This is a genomic window from Halomonas sp. BN3-1 (genome assembly GCF_003056325.1).
Lineage (GTDB): Bacteria > Pseudomonadota > Gammaproteobacteria > Pseudomonadales > Halomonadaceae > Halomonas > Halomonas litopenaei.
This window is the reverse complement of the sequence record NZ_PYVV01000001.1, coordinates 102,532-116,671: the sequence shown is the minus strand read 5'-3', so window position 1 is coordinate 116,671 and position 14,140 is coordinate 102,532. Positions and strand designations below refer to the sequence as shown.

The window sequence follows — 14,140 nt, the reverse complement described above, 5'->3', positions numbered from 1 at the left end:
GGGGGACCAGGTCCCCTCTTATTATCAAATTGTGGTGTCGACACTGGCTACCATAGCCCAGTCCCGCAGCGACTGTAATACGCCTGATTCAAACTTTCGTTTAAAACCCGCTATTCATCGCTTAGATAACGGGCCACGATCTCGCCTTCCCGCCACACCAGCAGCTCACCCGGCTGCATGCGCACCCACTCTTCGTTGTCGGTGAGCGGTTCGGTGGCCAGCACCGAGACCACATCGTCGGGGGTGGTGTGCTCGACAAAGTTGACCACCATCTCGGCGTCCGACAGGTTGGCCTCGCCAAAGGGCGCGCGGCGGGTGATATGGGCGAGCTTGGTGGAACAATAGGTGTACAGGTACTCGCCGTCGGCCAGCAGCAGGTTGAAGACGCCCAGACCTCTGAGCTTCTCGCACAGCTCGTGCAGCGACGACCACAGACCGCGACGATCCTCCGGCGGGTCTGGATAGCGCCGCCGGAGCTCACCCAGCAGGTGGCAGAAGGCGTGCTCGCTGTCGGTGGACCCCACCGGTCGATAGCTGGCGAGGTCCAGCGTCTCCCAGCCGGACAACTGGCCGTTGTGGGCATAGCACCAGGGCTGCCCCCACATCTCGCGCACGAACGGATGGGTATTGGCCAGCTTCACTCCACCCACATTGGCCTGGCGGATGTGGCTGATGACGATATTCGACTTGATCGGGTATTCACAGATCAGCCGGGCGATTCGCGAGTGCACCGAAGGATGAGGGTCGCGAAATTCGCGATAGCCCCCCTCTTCGTAAAAAGCGATGCCCCAGCCGTCACGGTGGGGGCCGGTGCCGCCGCCACGATGCAGAAAGCCGGTAAAGCTGAAACAGATATCCGTGGGCACATTAGCACTCATGCCCAGAAGCTCACACATGGGGTTCCTCTCTTGTTGACCCGGCCGCAGCCAGGCGAGTGCGCCGGCGACGCCACAACAGCCAGGCGATCACCACCACCGCCAGGATAGCGGCTACCAGCCAGCTGCGCGGATCATGTCGAGCACGCTCGAGGGCGGGCTCAAGACCAGGCCTTCCCTCGCGCCACCACTGCACCAGCCGCTCGGGGCCTTCATTCACCAACGCCACAAACTGGTCGGCCAGCGCCTCGCCAGCCTCCTCCTCGGCCTGTCGCTCACTGGCTTCGGCGAAGCGTTCACCGGACAGGGTGGGGCCTGCCAGCGCCCGATCCAGGGCCACCTCGCCATCGCGATTGATCCACAGCGGCGGCAGGTTCCAGCGGGTCTCGTTGCCGTCGATCGTCGCCACCGCCGAGATCCGCAGCGGACGGCTGACCTCATCCTCCTGGGGCGGAATTTCCAGGCTCCAGCGCCTGGCGTCTGCCGGGGCCACCTCCAGCGACTGGCCCAGCAGATCGGCCTCGAAGCGGGTGTTGTCGTGGCCAAGGCGCGGATGTTCGGCCACCAGCGTCACCCGACGCCCGGATTCATCCAGTGCCGCGCCGACGGCCGGCAGCACATTGACCGCCTGCACCCGTCGGCGATGGAAGTCCTCGCCCTCGGCGGTGATCACCAGCTCAGCCGCGCCGGTGCCCGACGGCGACGGCAGCCGCCCGCGAAACACGCCATCATCGTTGCCAAGCGCCAGGATCTGCAGGCCGTCCACCGCCTCGCCGGACAGCTCCGCCGTCACCTTGAGCCCCTCGGGCACCGTCACCTCGCCGTCACTTTCGACACGCACCGCCAACGGCACCTCGAAGCCGGAATACAGCGTCGCGGGCAGCGCCTCCGTCACCAGGTGGCGATCGCTGTTGACGGTAATCCGCGAGTCCGCCGCCAGAGGACCCTCGATCCGCCACTCCCCCTGGGCGGGGTCGGGTACGCGGATCAGGTCGAAGCGTGGTTCCCGCTGCCAGCGCACCTCTGCGGGTGCGGTGTCGCGGGTGTAACGGGTGCCGTCCGGCGCCACCAGGGTCACCTCTCCCTGGCCGGGGTCATGGAAGATCAACGCGGAAAAATCGTCGACGCCGGCATCGACGGTGAAACGGCGGTCCTCAAGCGGCACCTGATCCACCGGGAAGATGCGCTCGACGATATCGAGAAAGGCGCCCAACAGGGCGTCCGGTGTCTCGACCACCGCCGCCAGTCCCCCGGTGCGCTGCGCCAGTCGCTCGACCAGGGCAACGTCGGCGCCTGGCGAAAAGGCGATGGCGTGGATGGCCACCCCCTGGTTGGCCAGGTCCGGCACCATCGCCTCGACCAGGCGTTGGCGAGAGGCAAGGTCCACGTCGGGCTTGGCACCCCTGCCCGGCGACAGGTCGATCACCCCGTCGGTCAGCAACACCAGGTGGCGCCAGCCGTCACCCTCGGCTGCTGCCGCGGTGCGCAGCGCCGCCTCGATATCGGTATGCTGCTGATACTGTTCCAGCGCCGGCGGCAGCGCCAAGGCCCGCTCGCGCCACTGGGCGTCGACCTGCCCCAGAGGCAACGGATTGTCGATCGACTCGCCGAAGGTCCAGATGCCGGCGCTGACACCACTCGGCAACAGCGCCACCAGCATGTCCAGCGCACTGCCTGCCAGGCGATTGGGGTCATTGGTCTTCATGCTGCCGGACACGTCCACCACGACGCGAACGTCCGGTGGCTCATCCGAGCCCGCTTGCCCAGTCACCGACTGGGCAAGCGCCGTCAGCGGCGACAGGCACAACGCCACGATTGTCGCCATCATTACCCCTTTCCCGCAGCGTTGCTGGCCCCGCTTGGCCATGTGTCCTCCTTGGAACTTGCCCGGAATCTCCAGGCCGTGGGCGGTGGACGTCTTTTACATCCCCCTTCGACGTGTTCATCGATGGTTCACCGTTCACGGTGGCCAGAGCGACGTCGCCAGCAGTTTCTAGCCGAGCACCGGCTCCTGACGCTCCCGCCCTTCTTCACGCGACGTCCCATGAGCCTCTGCGTCCTGGTCACGCGCCGCTGCAGCGGCCTCGGCCTTGCGCAGACGGCGACGACGGCCACTCCACCACAGTGCCAGTCCGAACAGCGCACCGATCGCCGCGCCGACGATGACGCGCGTGGCCGCCGGCACCAGCACGCCATTGTTGCCGTCCATGAAGGCGACCGCTGCCACCATGATGGCCGGCGCCTGACCGCTGTAGACCTGGCCTTCCTCGATCAACGGCAGTTCGAACATCGACGGCATCCACATCACGCCGGCCACTGCCCAGGTCAGCACCAGGCGTGGCAGGCGCGGTAAAAAAGCCAGTCCAAGGTAGCCAGCCAACAGTACGACCAGCGACAATGCGCCATAGATCAACCACAGCGTGGACATGGAATCCGAAATCAACATTGCATGCTCCAACCTGACGTGCGCGCCGCGCACAGATGAAATTTCTCTTGAGTATGGTACATCTCGCACCATGAAAGCACAGCCGCCAAATGCACCGGCCGCAGCAACTCGGGGCCCTGCCCTGGACTTCACGCGTCAGGACGATAACGCCTGGCACTGGCTCGAGAATCGCGACGACCCCGCCGTGAGTGACTTTCTCGAGGCCGCCAACCGCCAGGCCGACGCCTGGTTCGCCCCTCTGGAATCCTTGATCGAGCGGCTCTACCAGGGCCACCTGGCGCGGCGAGAGCTGGCCGTCAAGGGGCTGCCCAGTCGCCTGGACCACTTCACCCTGTGGAGCGAGACCGCCGCCGACGCCGACTATCCGGTCTGGTGGCGCCACCCCAACGATGCCCCGCAGTCGCGCGAGGTGTTCTTCGACCTCGAGGCCAGAGCGCAGGAGCACACCTTCCTCGAACTCGGTGACATGGCGCTGTCCCCGGACGAGCAGTGGCTGGCCTGGACCGAGGACACCCAGGGTGACGAGACCTATCGCCTGTTCATCAAGCGCCTGCCCGATGGCGCCGAGCATCGACTGCTGGACGACATCGGCCCTGAGCTGTGCTGGGCCGAGGACGGCCAGACCCTGCTGTTCACCCGCTACGACGCCACCCAGCGACCCGACAGCGCCTGGCGGCTCAGCCTGTCGCTGGATGCGGCCAGCGCAGACGCCAGGGTCGAGACCGACGAGCTGGTCCTGCGCGAGGACGACGCCGAGTTCTGGATCGGTCTGGGCAAGACCCGATCGCGGGCCTGGCTGACCATCGAGTCGGCCTCCAAGGACACCAGCGAGACCCATCTGGTTCCGGCCCACGCGCCAGCGACTCCCCCGCACTGCTTTCAGCCCCGTCGCCCGGGCGTTGAGTACGCCCTCGATCATCGTCCCGGTCACTTCTATGTGTTGCACAACGAAGGGCTGGTGCACTTTCAGCTGGAAGTGGAGGACGAGGACCGCTCCGGTCAGCGGCGAGTACTGGTGCCCCATCGCCAGGAGACCACCCTGGAGGGTGTCGATGCCTACGCCTGGGGCCTGGTGATCGCCGAGCGCGACCACCTCGAGGCCCAGGTGCGCCTGCGTCGGCTCGAGTTCGACAGCGACCACAGCGTCACCCTCGACGCCCCCCTGCCCTGCTCGCCCGCACCGCTTAGCCTGGGGCTCGGCGACAGCCCACACTTCGACGACCGGGTACTGCGCCTGCGCGAGGAATCCTTCTGCACCCCGCCAAGCTGGTGGTCGCTGGATCTTGATAGCGGCGAGCGCCGACTGCTCAAGCGGCAGCCTCTGCACGGCGATCTGGCACCGGAAGACCTGCACTGCCAACGGTTGTGGGCCGAGTCCCACGACGGCGAGCGGGTGCCGGTGTCAGTGGTATGCCGCAAGGACCTGGCGAACCAGCCGCTGCCGACGCTGCTGTATGGCTACGGTGCCTACGGCGAGGCGCTGGACCCATGGTTCTCGGTATCCCGACTGGAACTGCTCCAGCGTGGCGCGGCCTTCGCGGTGGCCCACGTGCGAGGCGGCGGTGAGCGCGGCGAGCCCTGGTACCTGGCCGGCAAGCTCGAGCACAAGCCCAACAGCTTCGAGGACTTCCTGGCCGCACGTGACGCCCTGGTCGACGCGGGTGTATCGAATCCCCAGCGTATCGTCGCTTACGGCGCCAGCGCCGGCGGTCTGCTGGTGGGCGCCAGCCTCAATCGAGCGCCACAGGCATTCTGCGCGGCGGTACTCGATGTGCCCTTTGTGGACGTCCTGCGTACCATGGAAAACCCGGAGCTGCCGCTGACCACGGCGGAGTACACCGAATGGGGCAATCCCAGCCACGCCGCCGACGCCCGACGCATCGGCAGCTATTCACCGCTGGACAACCTCGATGCCGAGGCCTGGCCGCCGGTATTCCTCCAGGGTGGCTGGCACGATAGCCGTGTGCCCTACTGGGAGCCGGCCAAGCTCTACGCACGCCTGAGCCTGGCGAACACCGAGCAGGCGGCACTGTCCAACCGGACAACCCTATTGAAGACCGACATGACGTCCGGTCACGGCGGCGCCTCGGGTCGTTTCAAGGCCTGGCGCGAAGGGGCACGCCAGGATGCCTTCGTGCTCTGGGCCCTGGACTTGCTGGATGCAGACCTGGTGAATGCGGACCTGATGGACAACTCTCCGGTCGAATCACCAAGGCCCCATCCCTGCTCCACCGACGAGAGCCCGCAGGCCTGACCGCACCTTTGGACGCCCTTGGCCGCTTTAGCGGCCACTTTCAGAATAAGGAATTTCATGAACGCCAAACCGATGCTCGCCCTCACCGCTGCGCTATGGCTCGGCACCTCCCTCGTCGGCTGCTCCGACGACAGCGATTCCGAGACGTCCGAGGGCGCGTCACAGCAGAGCGAAAACGTCACCTCCGGTAACGGTGGCGGCAGCAACGAGAGCGCGGACTCAGCCAGTGAAGACGACACCAGCGGCGAACAAGGCGACGACATCTCGGAGATGAGCCAGGCGGATCGCCGCGAGGCACTGGAGCAGTCCCTGCGCGCCAACTTTGATCCCCAGCTCGGCGAGATTCGCTACCTGGTCGGCTGGAGTGACCTGAACGACGATGGTCAGGACGAGGCCGTGGTCCACGTGGTCGGCCCGATGGTCTGCGGCACCGGGGGTTGCGATACCCTGATCCTCGAAGCCCAGGACGACGCCTACCGCGTCATCAGCGCCCAGCCCACCACCCAGCCTCCGATCCAGCTTGGCGAAGCTTCTCACGAGGGCTGGAGAGACCTGGTGGTCAAGCGCCACCTGGCCGCCGATCAGCCGGCTCAGGCCCTGCACCTGCGCTTCGACGGCAGCAGCTACGTCGAAGCCGAAGGCAACGAAGGCGAGGCCGAGAAAGCCACCGTCCTGATCGAAGACTTCAACAGCCTCGATGACGCCCGTCCGCTGTTCACCGGTGAGGGGGCCATGTCGGGGTCTCTCGAAGGTGACATGGAAGGCGAGATGGAAGAAGCGATGGAAAGCGAGCGCTCAGAGCCAGCGGTCGACCCCGACGCAGCCTCTACGGCTGCCGCACCGCAAGGTAGCGATGACGACCGGGCTGACAACGAAGGAGAAAGCACAGAAGAAGAAGGCGACGACCGGCAGACGGACGCTAGCCACAGCGGCAATTGATCGCCAACACTCGGCGAAGCCCTCTTTGCCGACAAGGCGCCGGGCCTCTTCACGAGGCCCGGCGCTGTCGTTTCCCTATCTAGCCGGTCAGGCGGCGGTGGCTCCATGCCTGGCCAGACCACGCCCCAGGACATGGATCCCCCAGGCCACCACAAAGGTCAGCGGTGCCGAGGCTCCGGCCAGACTCGGCGACAGCATCAGCGCGATGCCGACAATCGCTGCCAGGGCCCAGGCCGCCAGCCCCACAGGGTTGAAGGCGCTGATGTCAGCGTCCAGGTCGACCTCGAGACGCCCCTCCGGCGACAGGATATGGGCCAGTGCCACCCCCACCCAGGCCACCACGAACACGCCTTGATAGGCCAGGGCCGCCAGCAGGTAGCTGAACACGTCCGCCCGCATCAGCAGGTAGGCAAGCCCGCCCACCAGACAGCCGGCCAGGATCTTGTTGAGCTTGAGGCCGGTGAGCTTGCCGACGAAGGCCTCGAGATTGACCGTCGCCAGGTAGAAGTTGGCGGTATTGATACGGCTCTGGGTCACCCACACCAGCGCCAGCCCACCGAGCCCCATGAGCTCGAGCAGTCCCAGCACGATGGACGCCTCCGACAGGCCGTCGGTAGGCAGGCAGGCGTCGAGCAGGATCCCCACCACTCCGCTGAACACGAAGGTCATCAGATAAAAGGGAATGCCGAAGGTGACGCGGGCATGGAAGCGGCTATCCTCGACGCGACCGAAGCGGGCGTAGTCGAAGGTAAACATCATCAGCACCCAGACCCCCATGTAGTAGGCAAAGGTGGACAGCCAGCCGAAGGGACTGGCGCCTCCTTCAGGCACCCGGGAGAGCCAGCCGGAGGGATAGCCGAACTCGGCCATCGCCATGCCCACAGCGATCAGCATGCCGACGATGTACACCGGCAGCAGCACGCCGTTGAACTTGTCGAGCCAGTGCTGGACGCTGCCGAAGATCAGCGAGACTCCGACCACCACCACGATCAGGGTAGCGCTGGCCATGCCGAGCGAGGGCGACCACTCGGACAGCACCAGCGCCATCACATAGCCTTCGAATACCGCGTAGTAGAGCGCGGTGGCAAAAAAGATCAGGGTCGCGATCATCGCTCCCAGATGACCGAACAGGACCCGGGAAAACAGCGCCACGGTCAGCCCGGTACGTATCGCATAGCGGCTGATCACCGCATTGATGACGCCGTAGCAGACCACCGTCAGGGCGATCCCGATCAGCGCGTTGGTGGTGCCGTAACTGCGGGCCATGGCGGCGGCCACCACCATGTAGAAGATGGCGCTGCATACCGCCCACCAGGCCATCATCAGATTGCCTCTGGGCATGCGTTGATCCAGGGGCATGGGGCGGTCGGCGAAGTCGCCGGCGCCTTGCCCACCCTTCTCGCGGGATGTCGTGTCGTTCATGGTTGTTGCCTCGTGCTGTTGTTGTGGTTGGACGAAGCCCCTTGGACAGAAGAGTCAGCCCATACCTCGATGGCAGGGCTCGAGTGACATTCCGGGCAAGGGGAGCCCGGGCGGAGACGTCTGGCTCCGCCGGGCAAAGTGGCAATTGCGGGAATAAGTGAGACGGGATCGAAGCACTCAGGCTCTTGCCTTCGATCCTTTTCAGCCGGCTAGTCGAGCGCCTGGCCGAGGGCCTGGTCCCGGGCATCGCCCAGTGCTTGACGCAGCGCCTCCAGGCGCCCTGCGTAGGCCTTGCGCGCCTCCAGCGCCTGTTCGAGGGACACCTCCACGAAGCGCACCTTCTGATGGGGCTGAATCTGGCCCACCAGATCCATGTCGGCGCTGATCACCGTGCCAACCATGGCGTAGCCACCGCCGGACACGGCGTCTCGGTGGAGAATGATCGGCTCGCTGCCGGCGGGCACCTGGATCGAGCCGATGGGATAGCAGGCATCGACGATGTTGGACGGGTCGTCACCGGCTCCGAAGGGCGGCTCTCGCTCGATGAACCGAAGCGGTGTACCGCCCTTGAAGCGATAGCCGATGCGATCGGCCTCCGAGGCCACGCTCCAGTCCTCCTGATAGAAGCGTTCCCTCGCCTCTTCCTCGAGCAGGTGGTCGTAAAGTCCAGGCACAACGCGCAGCTCATAGTGCTTGGCAAAGCGCGGCACAAAGGCCTCGGGAAGACGCCGACCGACTGCCGCGCGGGTTGCGGCGTTCGATTGACCGACGGGCAGCACATCGCCCGCCTTGAGCGGACGCCCCTCGTAGCCACCGAGGGCGCCGAGCGCGTAGGTGCTGCGGCTACCCAGACGCTCGGGCACATCGATGCCGCCCTCCACCGCCAGGTAGAGCCGCGCCCCGGCACGCACGAAGTCGAAACTCAGCACGCTGCCCGCTGGCACCTCGAGCACCTCGAAGTTGGGATGGGGCTGGCCATCGATCTTCGGCACCATCTCGGCGCCGCCGGTGGCGATACGGCAGGCCTGGGTAAAGCGCAGCTCCGGTCCCATCAAGGCGCACTCGAGCACCGCGGCGTCCTCGGCGTTGCCCAGCAGCAGGTTGGCCGAGCGCATGGCGAACTGGTCCATGGCGCCGGACGGCGGAATGCCCAGGTGGTAATGACCGGCGCGTCCGGCATCCTGGACCGAGGTCGCAAGCCCCGGCTTGATCACTTCAATGCTCATTGAGCACCTCCTCGACGCGACGGGCCACGGCTTCAGGGGCCTCGCGATATTCATCCAGGTCGAACACGAATGGCGCAGTTTTAGGACGGAATCGTCCGGCCTCGGCAGCGGCCACCATGGCGTCGTACTCGCTGCGATCGACGGGCCGATGCTTGACGATGTCACCGGGACGGAAATAGATCATCGAGTCATCTATGTGGGGCTGGCTGCCGCTGGGATCGTAGATCGGCATGGGGGTCACCCCGAACATCTGATAGCCCCCGGCGCCGCGCACCGAGTAGATACAGCTGAAGCAGCCGCCATAGCCAACGGTCTGCTTGGGCGTATCGGTACGAGGCCGCACGTACTTGGGCACCTCGATCTGGCGCTCACGGGGCACCATCTGGTACATAAACGGCAGGCCGGCGACGAAGCCCACCATGGACACGAACCAGGGACTGGCGCTGTGGGCCTCGATAAAGCCATCGACGCTGGCAAAGCCGTTGATCCTGGCGGCGTACTCCAGGTCGGTGCCTGACGGGTCCTGGTGGCGATCGCGAAAGCGCATCAGCGTCTCGTGGGTCCAGGGGTCGTTGTAGAGCACCGGCACCTCCACCACCCGGGTCTCCAGGCGCTGCACCTGCTGGCCGAGCACCTCGGCATCGATCTGCTCCAGAGTCTCGATCAAGCGTGACAGCGGCAGCCGGGCGGGATCGTAGCGCACCTGATAGGAGGCGTTGGCGGGACAGATCTCGGTCACCCCGGGGATCTTGCGCTCGGCAAGCCGACTGGTGATCGACACCCCACGAAAGAAGGCTTCCAGGTTCATCGCCTCGGACAGTTCGACGAACAGGAACTCGTCTCCAGCGGCGCTGTAGCGTGCGGGCTTGGCCTGCCCGGGGTCACGCTGGGTGGATGGCTTCATGACGCTTTCTCCTGTACTGATGGCGCTGACGCCGCCGATGCTGTGTCCAGCCAGAGCTCAAGGGTGCCGGTATGGAAGTCGCCGCGACGTACTGCCTGGTCTTCCACCAGCCGACGATGCAGCCCCGCCGTGGTGGTGAAGCCCTCCAGCGTGAATTCGTCGAGGGCACGACCGGCACGGACCAGCGCCGAGGCGCGATCCTCGTCCCAGACGACCAGTTTGGCCACCAGCGAGTCATAGAACGGCGGCATCCTGTAGCCCTCGTACAGGGCGCTGTCGACGCGCACCCCCGGGCCGGTGGGCCAGGTCAGTCGCTCGACCTGCCCCAGCGACGGAAAGAAGCCATTGTCCGGGTCTTCCGCGTTGATACGCATCTCCACGGCCCAGCCACGTATCGCGATATCGTCTTGGGCCACCCCCAGCGGCTCACCCAGGCATACCCTGAGCATCGCCCGCACCAGATCGACACCGGTGATCATCTCGGTGACCGGATGCTCCACCTGGATGCGGGTATTCATCTCGATAAAGAAGAACTCACCGCTGTCATCGTCGTACAGGTACTCAAGCGTCCCGGCGGCCTTGTAGCCGACGTGCTCGGCGAGCGCCACCGCGGAGGCGCAGAGGCGCTCGCGGGCGGCCTCGTCCAGCGCCGGCGATGGGCTTTCCTCGAACACCTTCTGGCGCCGTCGCTGCAACGAGCACTCCCGCTCGTACAGGTGCACCGCGCGCTCGCCGTCGGCCAGGATCTGCACCTCGATATGCCGTGCACGCTCGATAAAGCGCTCGAGATAGACGCTGTCATCACCGAAGGCGGCTCGCGCCTCGCTCTGGGCCAGCGGCAGCTGGGCACGGAGTTCCGCCTCGTCGGCAGCGGTGCGAATGCCGCGCCCGCCACCGCCGGCGGCGGCCTTGATCAGCAGTGGATAGCCGACCTCGAGTGCGACCTTCACCGCCTCCTCCACGTCGGCCACCGCCGACGGCGACCCCGGCACCACCGGAACACCTGCGGCCAGTGCGGTGCGCCTGGCCTCGGCCTTGTTGCCCATGCGCTCGATCAATTCGGCGTCGGGGCCGACGAAGATCATGCCGGCCTCGACCACACGGCGCGCGAAGTCGGCGCTCTCCGACAGGAAGCCGTAGCCGGGATGGACCGCCTCGGCACCGACTTCCCGGGCTGCCGCCAGGATCGCCTCGATGTTCAGATAGCTCTTGGCGGCCTGGGCCGGGCCGATACAGACCGCCTCATCGGCCAGTTTGACCGCCAGGCTGTCGGCGTCGGCCTCACTGTGGGTGACGATGCTGGTCAGACCGAGCTCGCGGGCGGCGCGTACCACCCGCACGGCGATCTCACCACGATTGACGATCAACAGTCGGGTCGCGTTCATGCCTCGCCCTCCGAATCGTCGATGACCAGAATGTCCTGACCGGCTTCCAGCACATCGCCGTCGTCCACCTCGATGGACACGATCTGGCCTGTCACCTCGGCCTTGAGTTCGCAGAACTGCTTCATCACTTCGAGCAGGCCGATGGTGTCGCCGGCCTGGACGCTATCACCCGGGGACACGAAGGCCTCGGCCTCGGGCGAGGGACGGCGATAGAAGACGCCGGGAAAGGGAGCTTGCTGTGTTTGCTGGGACATGAGGTCTCTCGCTTGTCATTGGAATTGGATTGCGCTGAACACGGTCAAGGCGAAGATGGCTGTGGCCAGGCGGCCGCAGGCTCAGGGAGCCTTGAGCTCGATGCCGGCATCGGTCAGTCGGCGACGGATGGCGTCGAGCATCTCCAGCGCCCCGGGGGAATCGCTGTGCAGACACACCGACTGAAAGCTGACCGGTACACGCTTGCCGCTGGCGGTCTCGACCACGCCCTCGCGGGCCGCCAGCAGCACCTTCTCGGCTACCGTTTCGGGGTCGAGGCGCTGCACCTGGCGGACAAAGACGATGGAACCCTGATCGTCGTAGTCACGATCGGCGTAGAACTCGTGGACGCGCTGGATGCCCTCGGCCTCGGCGACCCGATCGATCACCGACCCTGCCAGGCAGTAGATCGGTAGATTGGCGTCGATGGTCATCAGTGCGCGACATAGCGCCGTGGCGAAGCCCTCGTCCCTGGCCGCGTGCATGAACAGGGCCCCGTGAAGCTTCAGGTGATGAAGGCCGAGCCCTTCCCGGGCGGCCAGTTCGCGCAGGGCACCGAGCTGATAGATGACGTCATTGACCAGTTCATCGGCGGCGGCGTGAATATGCCGGCGACCAAAGCCGACCAGATCGCGAAATCCGGGGTGGGCCCCCACCGCGACCCCGTGCTTCGCCGCCTGACGCAGGCTATGGGTCATGATGGTGGGGTCGCCGGCGTGAAAGCCGGTCGCGATATTGGCGGAACTGATGCCGGCCATGATGCGATCGTCGATGTCTCCGCCGATGCGCCAGGCGCCGAAGCCTTCCCCCATGTCGGCATTGAGGTCCAGTGTTGTCATTGTGGGTCTCCTCGCGGGTGTTCCATCGTTGTATATGAGAGACGCCACTGATTGGAAATACCAATTCTTGTTTGGCATTATCAAAAAATCCGAACAACAGGCTCGAACAACAGAACTTGAGGGAGATGTCACATGGCGCGCAGTCCTTCCCTTCGCAAGCTGCGCTACTTCGTGGCGGTGGCGGAAAGCGGCAAGGTGACCCAGGCCGCGGTGGACCTGAACGTGTCCCAGTCGTCGATCACCACCGGGGTGCGGGAAATCGAGGACGAGCTGGGCGTCAAGCTGTTCGACCGACAGGCCCAGGGCATGGTGCTGACCCGCGAAGGCACCCGCTTTCTCGACCGGGTCAGACACGTCTTCCAGGCGGTGGACGAGGCCTTCGACTCGACCCGGGTGCACTCGCCGACGCTGGAGGGACGCCTCGATCTGGCCATGAGCTATACCGTGGCGGGTTACTTTCTTCCGCCGCTGCTGGCACAGTTTCAACGTCGCTATCCCGGTGTGACGGTACGCCTGCACGAGGCCTCGAGGCCGACGATCCAGGCCGGCCTGCTCGGCGGCCGCTTCGATCTGGCCATCATGCTGATCTCCAACCTTGAACCGGGTGCCCCGCTGGCCCAGCACCTGCTGATCCGATCGCCCCGCCGCCTGTGGGTCGCCAGCCACCACCCTCTTCACGGCAGGCGCGACGTTGGCCTGGCCGACGTCGCCCGCGAGCCCTATATCATGCTCAACGTCGACGAGGCCGAGCAGACCGCACTGCGCTACTGGGCACCATCGGGACTCGGTCCACAGACCCTGTTCAGCACATCCTCGGTGGAAGCGGTGCGCTCCCTTGTCGCCAGCGGCTCGGGCGTCAGCATCCTGTCGGACATGGTCTATCGGCCCTGGTCGCTGGAGGGCCGACGCATCGAGCACATCGACCTGGCCGACCCCATCCCGACCATGGACGTGGGCTTCGCCTGGGACCGCAAGCGAGCGCTGTCGCCGCCAGCCCAAGCGTTTCGCGACGCCCTGATCGAGGCCATGGCGGCGGGCTGACGGCACGCCAGGTGCCGAGGGCATGCCACAACGCAAGCGACCTCCCGAAGGAGGTCGCTATCAGAGATTGCAGGTGGCGTTGCCACAAGAGGCGTTCAGCCCTCGACCGGGATCACCGCGATGATATGGTCTTCGAGGTCGGCCTCGTCCACCTCGGTCTCGGGGATGGCGAAGCTGCGCACGCTGATACCCTTGCGGTGGACCCGTTCGGGATCACCGCAGATCAGATGGTGCCAGCCGGCGAGCTTGCGCCCCTCGGCCAGCCGTCGGTAGGCGCAGGAGTGCGGCAACCACTTGAACTGGTGGGCGAGCTCGGGCGTCAGTTGGGTGCAGTCCGGCACCTTGGCGAGGCGATTGTCATAGTCGCTGCAGCGGCAGCTGTGGGTATCGAGCAGCCGGCAGGACAGGCCCAGCACCGCCAGATCGCCGGTGTCCTCGTCCTCGAGCTTGCGCAGGCAGCACTGGCCGCAGCCATCGCACAGCGCCTCCCATTCCTGCTGGGTCAGCTCATCGAGCGCGTAGCGCTCCCAGAAACGTTCTCTCAGCTCGGCCATCAC

At 65.8% G+C, this 14,140-nt stretch carries 13 protein-coding genes; 3 read left to right on the top strand and 10 right to left on the bottom strand.

The window, feature by feature from the left end; all coding sequences use genetic code 11:
• Positions 1–110 precede the first annotated feature (110 nt).
• The 3 genes from C9F12_RS00520 to C9F12_RS00510 all read right to left on the bottom strand — a co-directional run bounded on the left by C9F12_RS00520 (position 111) and on the right by C9F12_RS00510 (position 3,321).
• Positions 111–896 (bottom strand): class II glutamine amidotransferase, encoded by a 786-nt coding sequence (locus C9F12_RS00520; protein WP_108132628.1) that lies wholly within the window; start codon positions 894–896, stop codon positions 111–113.
• Positions 889–2,703, bottom strand: a complete 1,815-nt coding sequence (locus C9F12_RS00515; protein WP_045993221.1) for a vWA domain-containing protein — start codon at positions 2,701–2,703, stop codon at positions 889–891. The genes C9F12_RS00520 and C9F12_RS00515 overlap by 8 nt, the downstream gene beginning before the upstream one ends.
• Before the next feature lie 165 nt (positions 2,704–2,868).
• The gene (locus C9F12_RS00510; RefSeq protein ID WP_045993220.1) at positions 2,869–3,321 is read right to left on the bottom strand and encodes a hypothetical protein; all 453 of its coding nucleotides are present in this window, start codon (positions 3,319–3,321) and stop codon (positions 2,869–2,871) included.
• A gap of 70 nt (positions 3,322–3,391) precedes the next feature.
• Between C9F12_RS00510 and C9F12_RS00505 the strand changes: the two genes are divergently transcribed.
• A complete protein-coding gene (locus tag C9F12_RS00505; RefSeq protein ID WP_108447648.1) occupies positions 3,392–5,575 on the top strand; it encodes a prolyl oligopeptidase family serine peptidase in 2,184 nt (727 codons plus the stop codon).
• A 57-nt stretch (positions 5,576–5,632) separates the two neighbouring features.
• The gene (locus tag C9F12_RS00500) at positions 5,633–6,514 is read left to right on the top strand and encodes a hypothetical protein (RefSeq protein WP_108447647.1); all 882 of its coding nucleotides are present in this window, start codon (positions 5,633–5,635) and stop codon (positions 6,512–6,514) included.
• Positions 6,515–6,601: 87 nt separating this feature from the next.
• Here the strand turns inward: C9F12_RS00500 and C9F12_RS00495 are convergent, their stop codons facing one another.
• The 6 genes from C9F12_RS00495 to C9F12_RS00470 form a co-directional block, all read right to left on the bottom strand.
• Positions 6,602–7,936, bottom strand: coding sequence for an allantoin permease (locus C9F12_RS00495; RefSeq protein ID WP_108447646.1), 1,335 nt, complete (start codon positions 7,934–7,936; stop codon positions 6,602–6,604).
• Positions 7,937–8,145: 209 nt separating this feature from the next.
• Entirely contained in the window at positions 8,146–9,162 is a 1,017-nt protein-coding gene (locus C9F12_RS00490) for a biotin-dependent carboxyltransferase family protein (RefSeq protein WP_108447645.1), read from the bottom strand.
• Positions 9,152–10,066 carry an allophanate hydrolase subunit 1 gene (locus tag C9F12_RS00485; protein ID WP_108447644.1) on the bottom strand — a complete coding sequence of 305 codons (915 nt, stop codon included), beginning with the start codon at positions 10,064–10,066 and terminating at the stop codon, positions 9,152–9,154. Before C9F12_RS00485 ends, C9F12_RS00490 begins: the two co-directional genes overlap by 11 nt.
• The gene (locus C9F12_RS00480; RefSeq protein ID WP_108447643.1) at positions 10,063–11,451 is read right to left on the bottom strand and encodes an acetyl-CoA carboxylase biotin carboxylase subunit; all 1,389 of its coding nucleotides are present in this window, start codon (positions 11,449–11,451) and stop codon (positions 10,063–10,065) included. Before C9F12_RS00480 ends, C9F12_RS00485 begins: the two co-directional genes overlap by 4 nt.
• Complete coding sequence (locus C9F12_RS00475) at positions 11,448–11,705, bottom strand: acetyl-CoA carboxylase (RefSeq protein WP_108447642.1); 258 nt, start codon at positions 11,703–11,705, stop codon at positions 11,448–11,450. The genes C9F12_RS00480 and C9F12_RS00475 overlap by 4 nt, the downstream gene beginning before the upstream one ends.
• 81 nt (positions 11,706–11,786) lie before the next feature.
• A complete protein-coding gene (locus tag C9F12_RS00470) occupies positions 11,787–12,542 on the bottom strand; it encodes a 5-oxoprolinase subunit PxpA (RefSeq protein ID WP_108447641.1) in 756 nt (251 codons plus the stop codon).
• Between the two features lie 132 nt (positions 12,543–12,674).
• On the opposite strand from C9F12_RS00470, the gene C9F12_RS00465 reads away from it, so the two are divergent.
• On the top strand, positions 12,675–13,583 hold the full coding sequence (locus C9F12_RS00465) for a LysR substrate-binding domain-containing protein (protein ID WP_045993213.1): 909 nt from the start codon (positions 12,675–12,677) through the stop codon (positions 13,581–13,583).
• A 95-nt stretch (positions 13,584–13,678) separates the two neighbouring features.
• On the opposite strand, the gene C9F12_RS00460 is transcribed toward C9F12_RS00465, so the two are convergent.
• Complete coding sequence (locus C9F12_RS00460; protein WP_108447640.1) at positions 13,679–14,140, bottom strand: YcgN family cysteine cluster protein; 462 nt, start codon at positions 14,138–14,140, stop codon at positions 13,679–13,681.

Bases quoted from the DNA above. Each gene is read 5' to 3' on its own strand.
- C9F12_RS00475 (WP_108447642.1), bottom strand. From the start codon at position 11,705: ATGTCCCAGCAAACACAGCAAGCTCCCTTTCCCGGCGTCTTCTATCGC.
- C9F12_RS00510 (WP_045993220.1), bottom strand. From the start codon at position 3,321: ATGTTGATTTCGGATTCCATGTCCACGCTGTGGTTGATCTATGGCGCA.
- C9F12_RS00495 (WP_108447646.1), bottom strand. From the start codon at position 7,936: ATGAACGACACGACATCCCGCGAGAAGGGTGGGCAAGGCGCCGGCGAC.
- C9F12_RS00505 (WP_108447648.1), top strand. From the start codon at position 3,392: ATGAAAGCACAGCCGCCAAATGCACCGGCCGCAGCAACTCGGGGCCCT.
- C9F12_RS00485 (WP_108447644.1), bottom strand. From the start codon at position 10,066: ATGAAGCCATCCACCCAGCGTGACCCCGGGCAGGCCAAGCCCGCACGC.
- C9F12_RS00480 (WP_108447643.1), bottom strand. From the start codon at position 11,451: ATGAACGCGACCCGACTGTTGATCGTCAATCGTGGTGAGATCGCCGTG.
- C9F12_RS00465 (WP_045993213.1), top strand. From the start codon at position 12,675: ATGGCGCGCAGTCCTTCCCTTCGCAAGCTGCGCTACTTCGTGGCGGTG.
- C9F12_RS00500 (WP_108447647.1), top strand. From the start codon at position 5,633: ATGAACGCCAAACCGATGCTCGCCCTCACCGCTGCGCTATGGCTCGGC.
- C9F12_RS00490 (WP_108447645.1), bottom strand. From the start codon at position 9,162: ATGAGCATTGAAGTGATCAAGCCGGGGCTTGCGACCTCGGTCCAGGAT.
- C9F12_RS00515 (WP_045993221.1), bottom strand. From the start codon at position 2,703: ATGATGGCGACAATCGTGGCGTTGTGCCTGTCGCCGCTGACGGCGCTT.
- C9F12_RS00520 (WP_108132628.1), bottom strand. From the start codon at position 896: ATGTGTGAGCTTCTGGGCATGAGTGCTAATGTGCCCACGGATATCTGT.
- C9F12_RS00470 (WP_108447641.1), bottom strand. From the start codon at position 12,542: ATGACAACACTGGACCTCAATGCCGACATGGGGGAAGGCTTCGGCGCC.